The organism is Streptomyces sp. NBC_01012, from assembly GCF_045162755.1.
GTDB lineage: Bacteria > Actinomycetota > Actinomycetes > Streptomycetales > Streptomycetaceae > Streptomyces.
The window spans coordinates 2,693,514-2,711,082 of sequence record NZ_CP108688.1 but is presented as its reverse complement, the minus strand read 5'-3'; the positions used below and the strand labels follow the sequence as shown (position 1 = coordinate 2,711,082).

Genomic DNA, 17,569 nt, shown 5'->3' with positions numbered 1-17,569 from the left:
GGCGGGAGCGGTGGTGGCGGTCACGGGGCGACCACCTCGGCGAGCCGGCCGAGACGCGCGGAGGTCAGTTCCAGCCAGCGCAGATCGGCTTCCAGGTGGAACAGGGCGTGGTCGCAGATCAGCTGGTCGGCGAGATCGCCCTGGCGCTTGCGGTCGGTGAGGATGCGCATCAGGCGCAGGTGCTCCGAGCGTTGGGTGTCCAGGAGGTCGCCCGCGTCGCGTCCGGTGAGCAGGGCCAGGACGACCTTCGTGTAGAGGGTCGACTGGAGGTACGGCTCCGGCTTCTCCGGCTTCGCGAGCCAGCTGCTGACGTCGGTGATGCCGGCGTCGGTGATGGCGTAGCGCTTGCGCTCGGGGCCGCCGTCCGTCTCGACGCCGTCGACCTCGACGAGCCCGTTCTTCAGGAGACGGGACATGGTCGCGTAGACCTGGCCGTAGTGCAGGGGGCGATCGTGCCCGAACTTCTCGTCGAAGGCACGCTTGAGGTCGTAGCCGTGACGGGGGCCGGACTCCAGGAGCCCTAGGAGAGTGTGACCGATTGACATGGCCCGCACTGTACACGGTGTGTATACCTGCTGTGTATACGAGGCTCTGGGTGTGCGGTGGCGGCCTCGCCGCCAGGGGCTCCGCCCCCGGACCCCGGCGCCTCGATCGCCGGCGGGGCCTGATCTGCCGGCCTGGGTGCCCGGGTCTGCCGGTCGCCGCAGGTGTGCGCCCCCTGCGGCGGTTGGCCGCAGGGGGCGGAAATCACGGTCGATCGGACGGCGGCGGGGTCTTCGGGGGCCGCCCGCGGCGGGCGATCGGGCTCGTACCGCGCGGGAGGCGGCCCGCCTCCGCAAGCGCGCGCCGCAGCAGGAACTCGATCTGTGCGTTCGCGCTCCGCAGCTCATCCGCCGCCCAGCGGGCCAGCGCATCGTGCACCGCCGGGTCGAGCCGCAGCAGCATCTGCTTGCGGGCCGCGCTCTGCCGGACGGGCCGGGCGGGCGGCTCGGGAGGAGGGGCCGCGTCGTCGGTCACTGGTACAGGGAGCCCGTGTTCAGGACCGGCTGTGCCGCCCGGTCACCGCACAGGACCACCATCAGATTGCCGACCATCGCCGCCTTGCGCTCGGAGTCGAGCTCGACGATGTCCTGCTCCGCGATCCGGGTCAGCGCCATCTCGACCATGCCCACCGCGCCCTCGACGATCTGCTGGCGCGCGGCGACGACCGCCCCCGCCTGCTGCCGCTGGAGCATCGCCGAGGCGATCTCGGGGGCGTACGCGAGGTGGCTGAAGCGGGACTCGATGATGCGGACGCCCGCCGCCTGTACGCGTGCGGTGAGCTCGACCGCGAGCTTCTCGGTGATCTCCTCGGCGTTGCCCCGCAGCGAGAGCCCGCCCTCGTCGTGGGCGTCGTACGGGTACTCGATCGCGATGTGCCGGACGGCCGCCTCGGTCTGGGTGGCGACGAACTCCAGGAAGTCGTCGACCTCGAAGAGCGCCTGCGCGGTGTCCTCGACCTTCCAGACGACGATCGCCGCGAGCTCGATGGGGTTGCCGTAGGCGTCGTTGACCTTCAGCACGGCCGTCTCGTGGTTGCGGACCCGGGTGGAGATCTTGCGGCTGGAGGTGAGCGGGTTGATCCAGCGCAGGCCGTCGGAGCGGATCGTGCCGACGTAACGGCCGAAGAGCTGGATGACCCGGGCCTCGCCGGGAGCGACCATCTTCACACCGCTCATGCAGAAGAAGGACGCGATGGCCAGGAGCAGGCCGAGGATGAAGAGCGGGACACCGGCGCCGTTGTTGCCGTCGGAGCCGAGTACGCCGCCGATGATGCACAGCGCCACCCCGACGAACACCCCGATGACCGTCAGCAGCAGGCCGAGGCCGCCGGGGATGGAGTGGGCGGTCGTCTCCCTGACCTGGGGCGTCGGCATCTCGGGTGCGTCCGGGGTCAGTTCGGCGCCGGGGCCGGTGCTGCCGGGAAGGTCGTGCGGTGCGGACATGGGTCCCCCGTTTCCCACGGCTTGTCGCCGTGCTAGCAATGTGATTACACATTAACGCCTCTCGCAACCTTGTGCACCCCTCGCGAGTCGGTTCCTTGTGAAGCGGGTGCTGATTGTCACGTCCGGAAAAGACCGGATCGCTTGCCTTTTGTCCAGGCTCTCGGTGTTAGCTGGCAGGTCTGACCGGAGTGGTACGAGCAGAAGAACAGGAGCACCACAGCGATGGGTCGAGCGGATGAACGGCGAGCCCAGGGGCGGGGAGCACGCCGGGCCGCCGAGAAGGGCGGCATACGCCGGCTCTTCACCTGGCGGAAGATGCTGGGTACGTTCTTCGGTCTCTGCCTGCTCGTGATGGGCGCCTTCGTGGCCCTCTACGTGTACGTCGACGTGCCGGAGGCCAACGCCCAGGCCGAGAAGCAGAGCAACGTCTACAAGTACAGCGACGGCACACTCCTGGCCCGCAGCAACTCCGAGGTCAACCGCGAGAAGGTGGACCTCGAGGTCATACCCAAGAAGGTCCAGCACGCCTTCGTCGCCGCCGAGAACAAGTCCTTCTACCGGGACAAGGGCATCGACCTCAAGGGCACCACCCGCGGACTGCTGAACACGCTCACCGGCAAGGGCAAGCAGGGCGGCTCCACGATCACCCAGCAGTACGTGAAGAACTACTACCTCACGCAGGACCAGACGGTCAGCCGCAAGCTCAAGGAGCTGGTGATCTCGCTCAAGGTCGACCAGCGCACGAGTAAGGACGAGATCCTCGCCGGATACCTCAACACGGTCTACTACGGACGCGGTGCGAGCGGTATCCAGGCGGCGGCCCAGGCGTACTACGGCATCGACGCCAAGGACCTCTCCACCGCTCAGGGCGCTTATCTCGCCTCCGTACTCCAGGCCCCCAGCCAGTACGACTGGGCCAGCGCCACGCCCACCGGCAAGAAGCTCGTCAAGGCGCGCTGGGCCTACACGCTGGACAACATGGTCGAGGAGGGCTGGCTCGGCAAGGCCGAGCGGGACAAGCTGACCTTCCCCGCCCCCGGGGCGCCCAAGGCAGCTCCCGGCATGGAGGGCCAGACCGGCTATCTCGTCGAGGCGGCGAACGACGAGATGAAGCGGCAGGGCATCACCGAGGAGGAGCTGGACGCCGGCGGCTGGACGATCACCCTGAACATCGACAAGAAGCGGCAGAAGCAGCTGGAGAAGTCGGTCGACGACCGGCTGGAGAACCAGCTCGACCGCAAGGGCAACAAGGTCGACGCGACCGTCCAGGCCGGTGCCACGTCCGTCGACCCGAAGACCGGAAAGGTCGTCGCGCTGTACGGCGGCGTCGGGGCCACCGAGCACTGGTACAACAACGCCACCCGCCAGGACTACCAGCCGGCCTCCACCTTCAAGCCGCTGGTGCTCGCCTCGGCGCTGGAGAACGAGTCGACCACCCAGAACGGCGACCTGATCGGTCTGAACACGGTCTACGACGGCACCAGCAAGCGCCCGGTCGTCGGCAGCGACACCCCGTTCGCCCCGGAGAACGAGGACGACGTCAGCTACGCCAGCCCGACCGTCCAGACGGCGATGGACAAGTCGATCAACTCCGTCTTCGCGCAGATGGTCGTCGACGTCACCCCGAGCGCCGTGAAGAAGACCGCCCTCGACCTGGGCGTACCGGACAAGAACTTCCCCGAGCGGCCCGCGATCACCCTCGGCACCATGAACGCGTCGACCTGGGACATGGCCGGGGTGTACGCGACGCTCGACAACCACGGCAAGAAGGTCACACCGACCATCGTGAAGTCCGCCGAACACCGCGACCGCTCCATGGAGCCGGTGGACGGCACGGGCGCCCAGGTGGTCAGCCGGACCTCCGCCGACACCGTGACGAAGGCGCTGACCGAGGTCGTCGACGTCGGCTCGGGCAGCGCGGCCAACACCTCCGCCTACGATGCCGCGGGCAAGACGGGTACGTCGGAGAACAACAAGGCGGCGTGGTTCGCCGGCTACACCCCGGAGCTCACGACCGTCGTCGCCCTGTACGGGGAGTCGACCAAGGAGGGCGGCGGCCAGGTCAGCCTCACCGGCACGGCCAACTCCGGCCGGGCCAACGGTGGCGGTTTCCCCGCGAACATCTGGGCGGACTACACCCTGGGCGCCCTCGGCGGCGGTTCGGACGCGACCTTCGACCTGGAGGGCGTCGAGCGCGGGGAGACGCAGGTGACCGAGACGCCTTCGAACACCCCGTCCGAGACCGACGAGCCGTCGGAGACCCCGTCGGACGAGCCCGACGAACCCTCCGGGTCGCCCAGCGAGTCGCCCGGCGAGGAGTCGCCGCCCGTCGAGACGCCGAGCGGGAGCCCGACGGCGCCGACCGAGAGCCCGAGCACCACGAAGGACCCCGAGGACGGTGACTTCCCGCCCGGCGAGCGGCCGGGCGCCGAAGGCCTGCTGGGGCAGTAGCGACGGGCGGCGTAGCGACGGACGGCGTGACGACGGACGGCGTGACGACGGATGAGGGGCGGGTGCCGGCCGGCACCCGCCCCTCATCCCTTGCTGTCCGGTGTCAGCCGCCGTCCACCTTCGCCGCGACGCGGTCACCGATGCCCTGGTCCACATTGCGCCAGTACTGCACCGCGCGTTCCAGGACCGGCCTGCTCACGCCGTCCAGCAGGTGCCCGGAGATGTTGGAGACGAGCCGCTCGCGCGCCGCGTCGTCCATCACCTCACGCACCAGCGTGCCGGGCTGGCCCCAGTCGTCGTCCGCGCTGCGCAGCTTGTACGCCTCGTGGACCATCTCGCCCGCCGAGGCCCAGCCGGCCGGGTCGCCGAAGCGCTCGGTGTCCGCCGCGGGCCCGCCGTACGAGTTCGGCGCGTAGACCGCACCGGTGCGCGCCGGCTCGTACCGCATGGGTCCGTCCTTCGCGTACGAGTGGACGGGCGAACGCGGCCGGTTCGGCGGCAGCTGCAGATAGTTCGGGCCGATCCTGTACCGGTGGGTGTCCGGGTAGGAGAAGAGCCGGCCGAGCAGCATCTTGTCGGGCGAGGGGCCGATGCCGGGCACCATGTTCGACGGTTCGAACGACGCCTGCTCGATGTGGACGAAGAAGTCCTCGGGGTTCTTGTTCAGCGTCATCCGGCCGACCTCGATCAGCGGGTAGTCCCCCTGCGGCCACACCTTGGTCAGGTCGAACGGGTTGAACCGGTAGTCAGGCGCGTCGTCGAACGGCATGATCTGGACCTTCAGGGTCCAGCTCGGGTGGTCGCCGCGCTTGATCGACTCGAACAGGTCGCGGCGGTGGACGTCACCGTCGATGCCGGCCATGGCGTCGGCGTCGTCCTGGGTGTAGAAGTCGATGCCCTGGTCGGTCTTGAAGTGGTACTTCACCCAGAACCGCTCACCGCCCGCGTTCACCCACATGTAGGTGTGCGAGCTGTAGCCGTTCATGTTGCGGTAGGTCTTCGGGATGCCACGGTCGCCCATCAGCCAGGTGACCTGGTGGGCCGACTCCGGGGAGAGGGTCCAGAAGTCCCACTGCATGTCGTGGTCGCGCACCCCGTTGTCGGGGCGGCGCTTCTGGGAGCGGATGAAGTCCTGGAACTTCATCGGGTCGCGCACGAAGAAGACCGGCGTGTTGTTGCCGACCAGGTCGTAGTTCCCGTACTCCGTGTAGAACTTCAGTGCGAATCCGCGGGGGTCGCGCCAGGTGTCGGGCGAACCCTGCTCACCGGCGACCGTGGAGAAGCGGGCGAGCATCTCGGTGCGCTTGCCCGGCTGGAAGAGGTCCGCCTTGGTGAACTGGCTGACGTCGTTCGTCACTTCGAAGGTGCCGTAAGCACCGCTGCCCTTGGCGTGGACCACGCGTTCGGGGACCCGTTCACGGTTGAACTGGGCCATCTTCTCGATGAGGTAGTGGTCCTGGAGCAGGATGGGGCCGTCCGATCCGACGGTGAGCGAGTGTTCGTCGCTCTCCACCGGGATTCCGGCATTGTTCGTGGTGTACGGAACCTTCTGGGCTTCCTCGGTCACGAGCGTCCTCCCGTCGGGGTGGGGTATCGGTCAGGTCGCTTCGTTCACGACTGAAGTCAACTCCGCCGACGGGAGGTCGGCAACATGTGGTGGTTTCGGTGGGTTATCGGTGTCCCCGGGTCAGGGCGTGGACATCTCGAACCAGACCACTTTGCCCGTGGAGAGGCGGGTCGCCCCCCACCGCCGGGCCAGCCGGTTCACCAGGAACAGTCCGCGTCCGCCCTCGTCCGTCTCCCGGGCACGCCGCTGCCTGGGCAGCTGCGGGGAGTCGTCGCCGACCTCGCAGCGCAGGATGTCCGTACGCAGCAGCCGCAGCGTCACCGGCCGCTCCGCATAGCGCACGGCATTGGTCACCACCTCGCTGACCAGCAGCTCCATCTCGTCCGACAGGTCCTCCAGACCCCACCGGCTCAATGCTCTGCGGGCCAGCCTGCGGGCCCGGCCGGGAGCCGCGTCCTCCGGCTCGAGGAACCAGTACGCGACATCGCTCGGGGCGATCCCGTCGAACCGTGCGGCCAGCAGAGCGATGTCGTCGTCCCGGTCGCCGGGGCCGAGCATGTCCAGTACGTCGTCGCAGAGGGCTTCCAGCGGCGGCGAGTGGTCGGGCCCGGTCAGCTGGGCGGTCGCCGCCAGCCGCTCCCGCAGGATCTCGATGCCCGTCCAGACGTCCCGCATCCGGGACTCCACCAGGCCGTCCGTGTACAGCAGGAGCGTCGCCCCCGCCGGGGCGTCCAGCTCGACGGCCTCGAAATCGACCCCGCCGACCCCGATCGGCGCGCCCGGCGGCACCCGGAGCACCTCGGCACGGCCGCCCAGATGGAGCAGCACGGGCGGCGGATGGCCGGCGTTGGCGATGGTGATGCGGTGCGCGACAGGGTCGTACACCGCGTACAGGCAGGTCGCCATGCGGTCGCTGCCGAGCCGCTGCGCCTGATCGTCCAGATGGTGCAGGACCTCCTGCGGCGGCAGATCGAGCCCGGCCAGGGTCTGCGCGGTGGTGCGCAGCTGGCCCATGATCGCGGCGGACGTCATGGAGTGCCCCATGACGTCACCGACGACCAGCGCGACCCTGCTGCCGGGCAGCGGGATCGCGTCGTACCAGTCGCCGCCGACCCGGGCCGTCTCGGCGGCCGGCAGATAGCGCGAGGCCAGGCGTACCCCCGTGGGCTGGGGCAGCGAGTCGGGCAGCATGGTGCGCTGGAGCTCGTCGGCGATGTACGCCTCGCGGCCGTACAGCACGGCCTTGTCGATGCCCAGGGCGGTGTGCGTGGCCAGCTGGGCCGCGACCAGGAGATCGTCCGCCTCGAACGAGGGGCGGTCCGTGCCGCGCAGGAACACGGCGGCGCCGATCACCCGGCGGCGCCCGCGCAGCGGAGCCAGGATCGCGCGGTGCCCGGTCGGCACGGTCCGGCCGGTACCCAGCAGCTCGGGCAGGGCGACACGCGCCGCTGCGGAGTCCCCGAAGACGGGCCGCACCCCGCGCAGCACCTCGGCGAGCGCGCCGCCCGCCCGGATCTCGCACAGATCGGCGGCGGGCAGCAGTCCGGCCTGCGCGTCGGTGATGGGCAGCCGCAGCCGCTCGCCCTCGGGACCGGTCTCGCTCTCCTCGTCGGTCAGCCGCAGCCTGTCGGTACGCCGCAGCCGCAGCACGAAGGGGTTGACGGGCCGCTCGTCGCCCACGGGAAGCGGGTCGCGGAGGTAGACGAGTATGGCGTCGGAGAACGTGGGCACGCTCGCCCGGCACAGGCCCAGCACGATCTCGTCCAGGTCTATGCCCCGCGCGATCCGGCGGGTCGCGGCGCCGACGAACCGCAGGCGGTCGCCCTCGCGACGGGTGACCGTCTGTGTGTCGACGACGGGTGCGGGCGCGTCCGTACCGGGCGTGGGCTTGGGTACGGCTTTCGGCCCCGGGCCCTTCGCCTGGTGCGGAGCCGGAGAGGGACCGGGGATCGCGGCGGTGGCAGCGGCGCCCGGCGGCGTCTCCTCCTGCCGGGGCCGGGCGCGTTCCTGCTGCCGGGCGGCGAGGGGCTGCCGGCCTTCGTGGGAGGTGGGGTGCTCCGTCACGCGTGGGATTCCGTCCGTCCGGGCCGGTTGTATGAGGCAATCACCTCGTGGGGCGCCACTGTGCCCCGGCAAGAGCGGTGAGAACAACGGCTGTCACCGGATGCCCCGGGAAACCGGGCCGAAACCGTACGGCGGACAGGATGACCGGTATCGGGTCTTCCCGCGGCTGGGCAGCGGACAGCGAACATGTCTCCACCCCCTCGTAGTGGTTCGTGCGCATGAACCGTCCGGCTCTGTGGGCCGTGTGACTCATGCGGTGCGTGCGGTGACTGGTGGTCAGGCCCCCGGCCCTTCGGCCCGGTTGTGGCCTACCGGTCCGGTGGAGCGGGTCGTGGAGGGCGATCCTACGTTTGCCCCCCTGGGGTGCATCAAGGGTCTCACGGCCGGGTGGGGGCAGGGGTGCGGTCCCAGTCATCGGGCAGCGGCGGGACCTGCCAGCGGGGGTCCGGCCGCCAGTGCTCCCAGCCGTCGCTGAACGGCGAACCCCAGCGCTCGATCACCTCGACGGCCGCGAGACCCGCCTCGCGCACCCGCAGGGCGGTGGTCGCGTCCATCGCCCCGACGCGCTGCGCCTGGGCGAACTCGTCCTCGTCGAGCCACTCCCAGCTGTGGTCGGGGCGCACCGAGATGTCGAGGAAGTGGTCCTGCGAATCGACCCCGCCCGCCCAGCGTGACAGGGGCTCCTCCAAGTTGACGTACCAGTTGCGGAAGAGCCAGCCGCGGTCCCAGAACAGCCAGACCGACCAGGGATCACCCGGTCGGGCGAGCTTGAGGACACCCGAGCCGAACCACCGGGAGCGCACCGTGGTGCGCGGGCGTGTGTAGCGGGTGGCGAGCGGTTCGGCGTGCACCTGCGTGCCGTCGGCGAGCACCGGTCTCACGCACTCGGTGCCTGAGGCCATCCACACCGCCAGGAGCTCGTCGGTGTCCTGGACGACGGTGACCGGCCGGCAGATGTGGACCGTGGGCCCGCCGTCACCGGGTCTCGGGTTGTCCCGGTAACGCCAGAGGACCTGGTCACCAGCCGCCCAGTGCACGCCGTCCCCCGCGCCCGCCCCGGTGCCTGCTCCCGTACCCGCTTCCGTCGCTGTCATGAAGAGATCTTAGGGACGGCGCCCGGGGGGACCGAGCGTTGCAGGCCGCACCGGCCGGGTGTCACATGTCCGGGAGGGGCGGGCGGGGCATCAGGGGCGGCGCGTCAGGGGCGAGGCGTCAGAGGGCGGGGCGTCAGGGGTGGGTCATACGCAGCACGTCGAGGGCCTCGTCGAGCTGTTCCAGCGTCAGGTCGCCGCGCTCGACGTACCCTCCGGCCAGCACCGTCTCCCGGATCGTCGTGCCGTCGGCCAGGGACTTCTTGGCGACCTTCGCGGCCTGCTCGTAGCCGATGTACTTGTTCAGCGGGGTCACCACCGAGGGGGAGGACTCCGCGTACTGCCTGGCCCGCTCCACATGTGCCGTGATGCCGTCGACCGTCCGGTCGGCGAGCAGTCGCGAGGCGTTGGTGAGGAGCCGCACCGACTCCAGCAGGTTCTTCGCGATGACCGGAAGCATCACGTTGAGCTCGAAGTTTCCGGCGGCTCCCGCGGCGGCGACGGTGGCGTCGTTGCCCGTGACCTGGGCCGCGACCATCAGCACGGCCTCCGGGATGACCGGATTGACCTTCCCCGGCATGATCGAGGACCCGGGCTGCAGGTCGGGCAGACTGATCTCGGCGAGGCCCGTGCGGGGCCCCGAGGCCATCCAGCGCAGGTCGTTGGAGATCTTGGTGAGCGACACGCCGATGGTGCGGAGCTGGCCCGAGGCCTCGACGAGCCCGTCCCTTGCGCCCTGCGCCTCGAAGTGGTTCCTGGCCTCGGTGAGCGGCAGCCCGGTCGTGCGGGCGACCTCCGCGATCACCGCCGCGGAGAAGCCGGGCGGGGTGTTGATCCCGGTGCCCACCGCGGTGCCGCCCAGGGGGAGTTCGGCGAGGCGGGGGAGGGACGCGTGCAGCCGCTCGACGCCGTGCCGGATCTGCGCGGCGTAGCCGCCGAACTCCTGGCCCAGGGTGACGGGCGTGGCGTCCATCAGATGCGTACGGCCCGACTTCACGACCTCCGCGAATTCGGCTGATTTCCGCTCCAGGGCGGTGGCCAGGTGTTCGAGTGCCGGGATCAGGTCACCGGTGACCGCCGCGGTCGCGGCGATATGGATCGACGAAGGGAACACGTCGTTCGACGACTGGGACGCGTTGACGTGGTCGTTGGGGTGGACCTCGCGCCCGAGCCGCTCGGTGGCGAGCGTGGCCACGACCTCGTTGGTGTTCATGTTGGACGAAGTGCCGGAACCTGTCTGGAAAACGTCTACGGGGAAGTGCTCGTCCCAGCGCCCCGCCACCACCTCGGCCGCGGCCTCCTGGATCGCGTCCGCGATGTCGGGGTCCAGCACCTTCAGCTCGGCGTTGACCTTGGCAGCCGCGGCCTTGATCCTCGCCAGCGCCTCGATGTGGGCGCGCTCGATGCGCTGCCCGGAGACGGGGAAGTTCTCCACCGCGCGCTGTGTCTGTGCCCGCCACTTCGCATGGGCCGGCACTCTCACCTCGCCCATCGAGTCGTACTCGACGCGGTACTGCGTGTCCTCGGCCTCTTCGCCCATGGTGTTCATACCTCCTGCTGGAACGAGCGTGGTCCGGGTCCGCTCTATTCCCGCATACTTCCGGCAGATGTCCTGCCCCGGCCCGCCGGGGCAGGACGCGCGCGGTCAGCCGAGGCCGGGGCCGCGGACCGGGATGCTGGTGAAGGTCGGGGCGGGGGCGGGCTCGGTGAAGAAGTCGTTGCCCTTGTCGTCGACCACGATGAACGCGGGGAAGTCCTCGACCTCGATGCGCCAGACCGCCTCCATGCCGAGCTCCTCGTACTCGACGACCTCGACCTTCTTGATGCAGTCCTGCGCCAGGCGCGCGGCGGGGCCGCCGATCGAGCCGAGGTAGAAGCCGCCGTGCGCGTCACAGGCGTCGGTGACCTGCTTGGAGCGGTTGCCCTTGGCGAGCATCACCTTGGAGCCGCCCGCCGCCTGGAACTGCTCGACGTAGCTGTCCATACGGCCGGCCGTCGTCGGGCCGAAGGAACCGGAGGCGTAACCCTCGGGGGTCTTCGCCGGGCCCGCGTAGTAGACGGGGTGGTCCTTCAGGTACTGCGGCATCTCCTCGCCGGCGTCCAGCCGCTCCTTGATCTTGGCGTGCGCGATGTCGCGCGCCACGACCAGCGGGCCGGTCAGCGAGAGCCGGGTCTTGACCGGGTACTTGGTGAGCTCGGTGAGGATCTCGTCCATGGGCCGGTTGAGGTCGACCCGTACGACGTCGCCCTCGCTGTCCAGCTGCTCGTCGGTGGTGTCGGGGAGGAAGCGCGCCGGGTCCTTCTCCAGCTGTTCGAGGAACACACCTTCGGCGGTGATCTTCGCGGTGGCCTGGCGGTCGGCCGAGCAGGACACGGCGATGGCGACGGGCAGCGAGGCGCCGTGCCGGGGGAGGCGGACCACGCGCACGTCGTGGCAGAAGTACTTGCCGCCGAACTGGGCCCCGATGCCGATCTTCTGCGTCAGCTCGAAGACCTTCTGCTCCAGGTCCGTGTCCCGGAAGCCGTGGCCGGTGGGGGAGCCCTCGTCGGGCAGCTCGTCCAGGTAGTGGGCGGACGCGTACTTCGCGGTCTTGAGCGCGAACTCGGCCGACGTACCGCCGACGACGATCGCCAGGTGGTAGGGCGGGCAGGCCGCCGTACCCAGCGAACGGATCTTTTCCTCGAGGAACTTCATCATGGAGGCCTCGTTGAGGACGGCCTTCGTCTCCTGGTAGAGGAAGGACTTGTTGGCCGAGCCGCCGCCCTTCGCCATGAAGAGGAACTTGTACGCGCCGCCGTCGGTCGCGTACAGCTCGATCTGGGCCGGGAGGTTCGAGCCGGTGTTCTTCTCGTCCCACATGGTCAGCGGAGCCATCTGCGAGTAGCGCAGATTGAGCTTGGTGTAGGCGTCGAAGATGCCGTGCGACAGTGCCTCCTCGTCACCGCCATCGGTGAGGACGTTCTGCCCGCGCTTGCCCATGACGATCGCCGTGCCGGTGTCCTGGCACATCGGAAGGACGCCCGCGGCCGCGATGTTCGCGTTCTTCAGGAGGTCGAGCGCGACGAACTTGTCGTTGGACGAGGCCTCGGGGTCGTCCACGATGCGGCGCAGCTGGGTCAGGTGGGCGGGGCGCAGATAGTGCGAGATGTCGTGCATGGCCTCGGCGGCCAGGGTGCGCAGAGCCTCCGGAGCCACCTTGAGGAACGTACGGCCGTCGGCCTCGAAGGTCGAGACGCCGTCGGCGGTCACCAGCCGGTACGGCGTGGTGTCCTCTCCCAGGGGGAGCAGATCGGAGTACGCAAACTCTGGCATTACGGCCATTCCTCACTCGGCGACAGCGGCTGACCACCCTTGGACAGTGCATCCACCAGGGTAGAACCCCGCCGACGCGCCGGGCCTGTGAGGTAAGGCTCACCCCCCGAGAGCTTGATCAGGTGCGGCATCAGGTGTGGTGGATTCCGAGCAAGACCGGTGAGGTACTGGTCGCGATCTATCGCGTTTGGGTAGTCTGGTGCGGTGGACCTCGAAAAGCAGCCCCAGCAGCCCGTCGCTCCGGCCGGTCCCGCGCCCGCCGGAATCCGCGCTTCCGACGCGGACCGCGACCGGATCGCGGACATCCTGCGGGAGGCCATGGCCGAGGGTCGGCTGACCGCGGACGAGCATGCGGAGCGGGTCGACCTGGTCTACCGGGCCAAGACCGTCGGCGAGCTCGAACCTCTGATCAAGGATCTGCCGATGGCGGGAGGCGCTCCTCGGCCCGAGGCCTCGCCCTACAGCTACGGCCCTGAGCCGGCGGCCGGCCCCGCGGAGAACCTGGTGGCGGTCTTCAGCAGCTCGACGCGCAGGGGCCGTTGGCGCGTCGGCGGCCGTACGAACGCGTTCGCGCTCTTCGGCAGCGTGGAGATCGACCTGACCGAGGCGCTGTTCGGCCAGCGGCTGACGGTCATCAACGCGACGTCCATCTTCGGCAGCGTCGAGATCAAGGTGCCCGAGAACATCTCGCTGCGGGGCAGCGGGACAGGTATTTTCGGCAATTTCGAGGTCGACACACTGGAATCCGCAGACCCGGAAGCACCGGTGGTCGTGGTGAACGGCTACTCCGTGTTCGGGAACGTCGAGGCGAAACCCAAGCGTGGCAAGCTCATCACCAACCTCCACAAGCAGTTGCGCAAACACCTCGGCCGCTGACACCCGCGGGGCGGGGCCACGGCGAATTCCGGCCAGTGGGCGCCGGGGTGGCGGTCCAGGGGGCGGAAGGCGACGCCACTCAGTGCATAGGCGTGCGTACAGCGGGTAGGGAGTGCTGCATCGCCTCTCGCTCACGAAGCCGAAGCCGTCGTCAGGAGTGGACCGTGCTGCACATGCCGCATCAGCCCCTGCAGGTCGCCGCCGTGCCGCCCCAGCGCACACCCGCGCGGGAGGACCAGGCGGGGCCCTGGCACTCGGAGGCGGTGTGCCGCCGGGACGAAGCCGGGCTGTTCTTCGCCCCGTCGAAGGAGCCGACTGCTGCCCGGCTGTCCCGTGAGGAGGCCGCCAAACAGGTCTGCGCGAGGTGCCCGGTGATGGTGGAGTGCCGGGAACACGCGCTCGTGCAGCCCGAGCCCTACGGGGTGTGGGGTGGCCTCACCGCCGCCGAGCGCCGCGTGGTGCTCGCCCGGCGCCGCAGGCGGGACATGGAGCTCAAGGCCGCGGCCTCGACGGGGCGCATAGCCGGCTGAGCTGCCGCCCTCGTCCTCCTGGCTTCTTTGCTTCTCCGCTTGACTCGGTCCGAGTTCCCCCGACTTCACCTGACCTGGCTCGACTTCATCCGGCTTCATCCGACTTCGAGGACGGCTTTGCCGTGGAGCCGGCGGTCGAGCAGCAGCTGTACGGCCTCGGCGTGCCGGGTCCAGGGGCCGCGCCAGCTGATGCCCGGATCGAGGCGGCCCGCCGCCAGCTCTCCGGCCAACCAGGTCAGGTCCGTGGAGAAGTCGGTCGTGGGGTCGCCGAGGAGGAAGAAGGTACGGATCGACCTGTCGTGCCGTCCTTCGGCGCCCAGCAGGGCGTCCGGCGGAAGCACCACGTCGCTCTCGGAGGAGCGGCCCACGCTGAACAGGGTGCCGCCGGGCAGCAGGGAGGCGAAGGCGTCGACGAGGTGCTGTCCGCCGACGTTGTCCAGGACGGCTGACACCGGCTGCCGCACGGCGGCCGGATCCGGGTGCACCTCGTGGGCGCCGAGGGCCCTCAGTCCGTCCGCCTGTGCGGGGTTCCGGCTGATGGCGACGGAGTGCGCGCCCGCGCGGGCGGCCAGTTGGACGGCGTAGCGTCCCACCCCGCCGGAAGCGCCGGTGATCATCACGCGCCGGCCGAGCAGCGACCCCATCCGGCGCAGCACATGCAGGGCGCTCAGCCCGGCCACGGGAGCGGTGCTCAGGACCCCGGGGTCGGCGTCCTTCGGCGCGGTGCCGAGCAGGGTGGTGGGTGTGGCGCGCAGTTCGGCCCAGCCGGTCTCGCCGAGGGTGACGACCCTCTCTCCCTCGGCCGGGCCCGAGCCGTCGGCGGCTGCCTGGACGACCACGCCGGCCGCGTCCCAGCCGGGCACGGTGCCGTCCGGGAACTCCGGGTCGGTCGCCGTACGGACCTCGCCGAAGTTCAGCGAGACCGCCTCGACCCGCACGAGCGCCTCGTGGGGTGCGGGCCGCGGGTCGGGGACCTCCGTCAGTGACAGATGTCCGGGCGAGGCGTGGTCGACGACGAGTGCGCGCACGGGAGGTCCCTTCGTGGAGCGCGAATGGAAGTATGGAAGTGCCACAGTGTGGCGTTTGCTCCAGTAGAGCATATGCGCGTTCTCGGCGTGCTTGGTAGAGTCGATCGGGTGAGCAGCCCCGAACAGCCCGCCACGCTGCGCGAACGCAAGAAGCTGCGCACGCGTCACGCGTTGGCCGACACCGCCGTCACGCTCTTCGGTGAACGCGGATTCGACAGCACCCCGTTGGACGCGCTGCTGGAGGAGGTGGAGGTGTCCCGGCGGACCTTCTTCCGTAATTTCCGGTCGAAGGAGGATGTGGCGCACACCGCGGCCAAGGAGCTCTGGGGCGTCTATCTGGACGTGCTGGACGACATGGAGAGGACCGGGCCGCTGGCCGATGTCTTCCTCGACGCGATGCTGATCACGCTGGAGCGGATGGATGAGGACTGGTACCGGCGCTTCCCGCTCACCCTCCGGCTGATCGCCGGATCGCCGGCACTCGACGGGTACTCGCTGCGGCACTGCGCCGAGGTCCAGGCCGAGATCGCGGACCGGCTCGACATGGCGAACCGCTTCGAACTGCGGCTCCTCATCGAGTTCTTCGTGGCCGCCTGGCGCTGCACGCTGGACGAGTGGCTGCCCGACTGCGTACCGGGCGAACTGCCCGCGCTCCTGCGCCGGTCCTGGTCGTCCCTGGACTCCGCTCTCGCCCTGGAGGCCTGAGCGCGCGGCATGACGGTGGGGGCCGCCCTGCTTGGGCGGCCCCCACGGTCATGCGGTCATGCGGTCATGCGGTTACGCAGTCATGTGGTTGTGCAGGTATGGCGCCGGGACTACTTGGCGCGGTCGAAGTCGATCGCGCTGTAGGCGCGCAGCTTCGACAGCCGGTGCGTCGAGTCGATCCTGCGGATCGTGCCCGACTTGGACCGCATCACCAGGGACTCGGTGCTCGCCGTCTCCCCGCGGTACCGCACACCGCGCAGGAGTTCGCCGTCGGTGATCCCGGTGGCGACGAAGAAGACGTTGTCGCCGCGGACGAGGTCGTCCGTGGAGAGGACCCGGTCCAGGTCGTGTCCCGCGTCGAGCGCACGCTGCCGCTCGGCCTCGTCCTTGGGCCAGAGCTTGCCCTGGATGACACCGCCGAGGCACTTTATGGCGCAGGCCGAGATGATGCCTTCGGGAGTGCCTCCGATGCCCATGAGCAGGTCGACGCCCGTGCCCTCGCGGGCCGCCATGATCGACCCGGCCACGTCGCCGTCGGAGATGAACTTGATCCGGGCCCCGGTCTCCCGGATCTCCCGGACGACGTCGTCGTGCCGGGGCCGGTCCAGGATGACGACGGTGACGTCCTCCGGGGCCGAGCTCTTGGCCTTCGCCACCCGCCGGATGTTCACCGACACGGGCGCGTTGATGTCGACGAAGTCGGCGGCCTCGGGGCCGGTGACCAGCTTGTCCATGTAGAAGACGGCCGACGGGTCGAACATCGCGCCGTGATCCGCCGCCGCGAGTACGGCGATGGCGTTGGGCATGCCCTTGGCGTTGAGCGTGGTGCCGTCGATCGGGTCGACGGCGATGTCGACCTCGGCACCGGTGCCGTCGCCGACGCGCTCGCCGTTGAACAGCATGGGGGCTTCGTCCTTCTCACCCTCACCGATGACGACGATGCCGTTCATCGACACGGTGGAGACGAGCGTGCGCATGGCTTTCACGGCGGCGCCGTCGGCGCCGATCTTGTCGCCGCGGCCGACCCAGCGGCCGGCGGCCATGGCGGCGGCCTCGGTGACTCGCACCAACTCCAGGGCCAGGTTGCGGTCGGGGGCTTCGGGCGAGACCTCGAGCTGGGACGGCAGATGATGCTCGGACATCGGAGCGCACCTTTCTGTACGACGACGACCGGAAAGAGGGTGCTGTGACTCTATCGGTAGGTCGATAAAATGAGCAGACCGGGGCACGTATGAGCGGGTGCCCGCTGGCGGGGCCTCCGATGCCCCATGCCACCATTGAGTCCGTGGCAAGCAAGCGAGGCAAGCAGACCGTCCGGGACATGATCCTGTCGATGCTCGTGATCACCGCAGTGGCGGGCGTCGTCTACATCTTCATCCCGCACGACGACAAGGCCGACCCGGTCAAGGCCGTCGACTACCGGGTCGAGCTCGCGACGGCCCGTCGCGCCGCCCCGTACCCGGTGGCTGCCCCTGCCGGGCTGACGGAGGGCTGGAAGCCGACCTCCGTCTCGTACGAGGGGCGTAACGGTTCCGGGTGGCACCTGGGCTTCCTCGACCCGGACGAGAAGTACGTGGCCGTGGAGCAGTCGACTGCTCCGGCGAAGAAGTACGTGCCCCAGGTCAGCCAGCACGCCGAGAACACCGGGCGCACCCGCGAGGTCTCGGGCCAGGCCTGGGAGGTCTGGAAGGGCTCCAAGTACGACGCTCTGGTGCTGCATGCCGAGGGTGTGACGACGGTGGTCACGGGCTCGGCGCCCGCGGACCGGCTGGCGGAGATGGCGGGTGCGCTGAAGACGGCCTCCGCCGACGATGACGCCTCGGATGCCCCTGGTGCTGGTGCTGGTGCCGGTGTTGCTGGTGCGTCCGGCGCTCCTGCCGCTTCCTGATGACGGTGGGTTCCGTCCGCGCGTGAGACCGCGAGAGCCCCGCGACGCTCGGCGTCGCGGGGCTCTTTCGC

15 protein-coding genes are annotated in these 17,569 nt (G+C 69.8%); 5 read left to right on the top strand and 10 right to left on the bottom strand.

Annotation, left to right across the window (positions count from 1 at the left end; translation table 11 throughout):
- Nucleotides 1–20 precede the first annotated feature (20 nt).
- From OG623_RS11865 to OG623_RS11855, 3 genes are all read right to left on the bottom strand, one after another.
- Nucleotides 21–545 (bottom strand): PadR family transcriptional regulator, encoded by a 525-nt coding sequence (locus OG623_RS11865; RefSeq protein ID WP_406146224.1) that lies wholly within the window; start codon nt 543–545, stop codon nt 21–23.
- 202 nt (nt 546–747) lie between these two features.
- Nucleotides 748–1,017 carry a hypothetical protein gene (locus tag OG623_RS11860; protein ID WP_406146223.1) on the bottom strand — a complete coding sequence of 90 codons (270 nt, stop codon included), beginning with the start codon at nt 1,015–1,017 and terminating at the stop codon, nt 748–750.
- Nucleotides 1,014–1,985: an SPFH domain-containing protein gene (locus OG623_RS11855; RefSeq protein ID WP_406146222.1), complete on the bottom strand. Its 972-nt coding sequence runs from the start codon at nt 1,983–1,985 to the stop codon at nt 1,014–1,016. The genes OG623_RS11860 and OG623_RS11855 overlap by 4 nt, the downstream gene beginning before the upstream one ends.
- A gap of 222 nt (nt 1,986–2,207) precedes the next feature.
- Between OG623_RS11855 and OG623_RS11850 the strand changes: the two genes are divergently transcribed.
- Nucleotides 2,208–4,436 (top strand): transglycosylase domain-containing protein, encoded by a 2,229-nt coding sequence (locus OG623_RS11850; protein ID WP_406146221.1) that lies wholly within the window; start codon nt 2,208–2,210, stop codon nt 4,434–4,436.
- Nucleotides 4,437–4,539: 103 nt separating this feature from the next.
- Here OG623_RS11850 and OG623_RS11845 read toward each other — a convergent pair whose 3' ends face one another.
- The 5 genes from OG623_RS11845 to OG623_RS11825 all read right to left on the bottom strand — a co-directional run bounded on the left by OG623_RS11845 (nt 4,540) and on the right by OG623_RS11825 (nt 12,471).
- Entirely contained in the window at nt 4,540–6,003 is a 1,464-nt protein-coding gene (locus OG623_RS11845) for a catalase (protein ID WP_406146220.1), read from the bottom strand.
- 120 nt (nt 6,004–6,123) lie between these two features.
- Nucleotides 6,124–8,067, bottom strand: a complete 1,944-nt coding sequence (locus OG623_RS11840; RefSeq protein ID WP_406146219.1) for a SpoIIE family protein phosphatase — start codon at nt 8,065–8,067, stop codon at nt 6,124–6,126.
- 377 nt (nt 8,068–8,444) lie between these two features.
- A complete protein-coding gene (locus tag OG623_RS11835; RefSeq protein ID WP_406146218.1) occupies nt 8,445–9,161 on the bottom strand; it encodes a DUF402 domain-containing protein in 717 nt (238 codons plus the stop codon).
- A gap of 133 nt (nt 9,162–9,294) precedes the next feature.
- On the bottom strand, nt 9,295–10,698 hold the full coding sequence (locus OG623_RS11830) for a class II fumarate hydratase (protein WP_406151787.1): 1,404 nt from the start codon (nt 10,696–10,698) through the stop codon (nt 9,295–9,297).
- 105 nt (nt 10,699–10,803) lie between these two features.
- The gene (locus OG623_RS11825; RefSeq protein ID WP_406146217.1) at nt 10,804–12,471 is read right to left on the bottom strand and encodes a fumarate hydratase; all 1,668 of its coding nucleotides are present in this window, start codon (nt 12,469–12,471) and stop codon (nt 10,804–10,806) included.
- Nucleotides 12,472–12,675: 204 nt separating this feature from the next.
- Between OG623_RS11825 and OG623_RS11820 the strand changes: the two genes are divergently transcribed.
- Together OG623_RS11820 and OG623_RS11815 are read left to right on the top strand one after the other, a co-directional pair.
- Entirely contained in the window at nt 12,676–13,347 is a 672-nt protein-coding gene (locus tag OG623_RS11820; protein WP_406146216.1) for a DUF1707 domain-containing protein, read from the top strand.
- Nucleotides 13,348–13,511: 164 nt separating this feature from the next.
- On the top strand, nt 13,512–13,877 hold the full coding sequence (locus OG623_RS11815; RefSeq protein ID WP_406146215.1) for a WhiB family transcriptional regulator: 366 nt from the start codon (nt 13,512–13,514) through the stop codon (nt 13,875–13,877).
- 95 nt (nt 13,878–13,972) lie between these two features.
- Here OG623_RS11815 and OG623_RS11810 read toward each other — a convergent pair whose 3' ends face one another.
- Nucleotides 13,973–14,905, bottom strand: a complete 933-nt coding sequence (locus tag OG623_RS11810; protein WP_406146214.1) for a zinc-binding dehydrogenase — start codon at nt 14,903–14,905, stop codon at nt 13,973–13,975.
- 108 nt (nt 14,906–15,013) lie between these two features.
- On the opposite strand from OG623_RS11810, the gene OG623_RS11805 reads away from it, so the two are divergent.
- On the top strand, nt 15,014–15,610 hold the full coding sequence (locus OG623_RS11805) for a TetR family transcriptional regulator (RefSeq protein ID WP_406146213.1): 597 nt from the start codon (nt 15,014–15,016) through the stop codon (nt 15,608–15,610).
- A 110-nt stretch (nt 15,611–15,720) separates the two neighbouring features.
- Here OG623_RS11805 and glpX read toward each other — a convergent pair whose 3' ends face one another.
- Complete coding sequence (glpX, locus tag OG623_RS11800; protein ID WP_406146212.1) at nt 15,721–16,752, bottom strand: class II fructose-bisphosphatase; 1,032 nt, start codon at nt 16,750–16,752, stop codon at nt 15,721–15,723.
- 119 nt (nt 16,753–16,871) lie between these two features.
- Here glpX and OG623_RS11795 point away from each other — a divergent pair, with 119 nt between their 5' ends.
- Nucleotides 16,872–17,498, top strand: a complete 627-nt coding sequence (locus OG623_RS11795; protein WP_406146211.1) for a DUF4245 domain-containing protein — start codon at nt 16,872–16,874, stop codon at nt 17,496–17,498.
- Nucleotides 17,499–17,569: the final 71 nt, after the last annotated feature.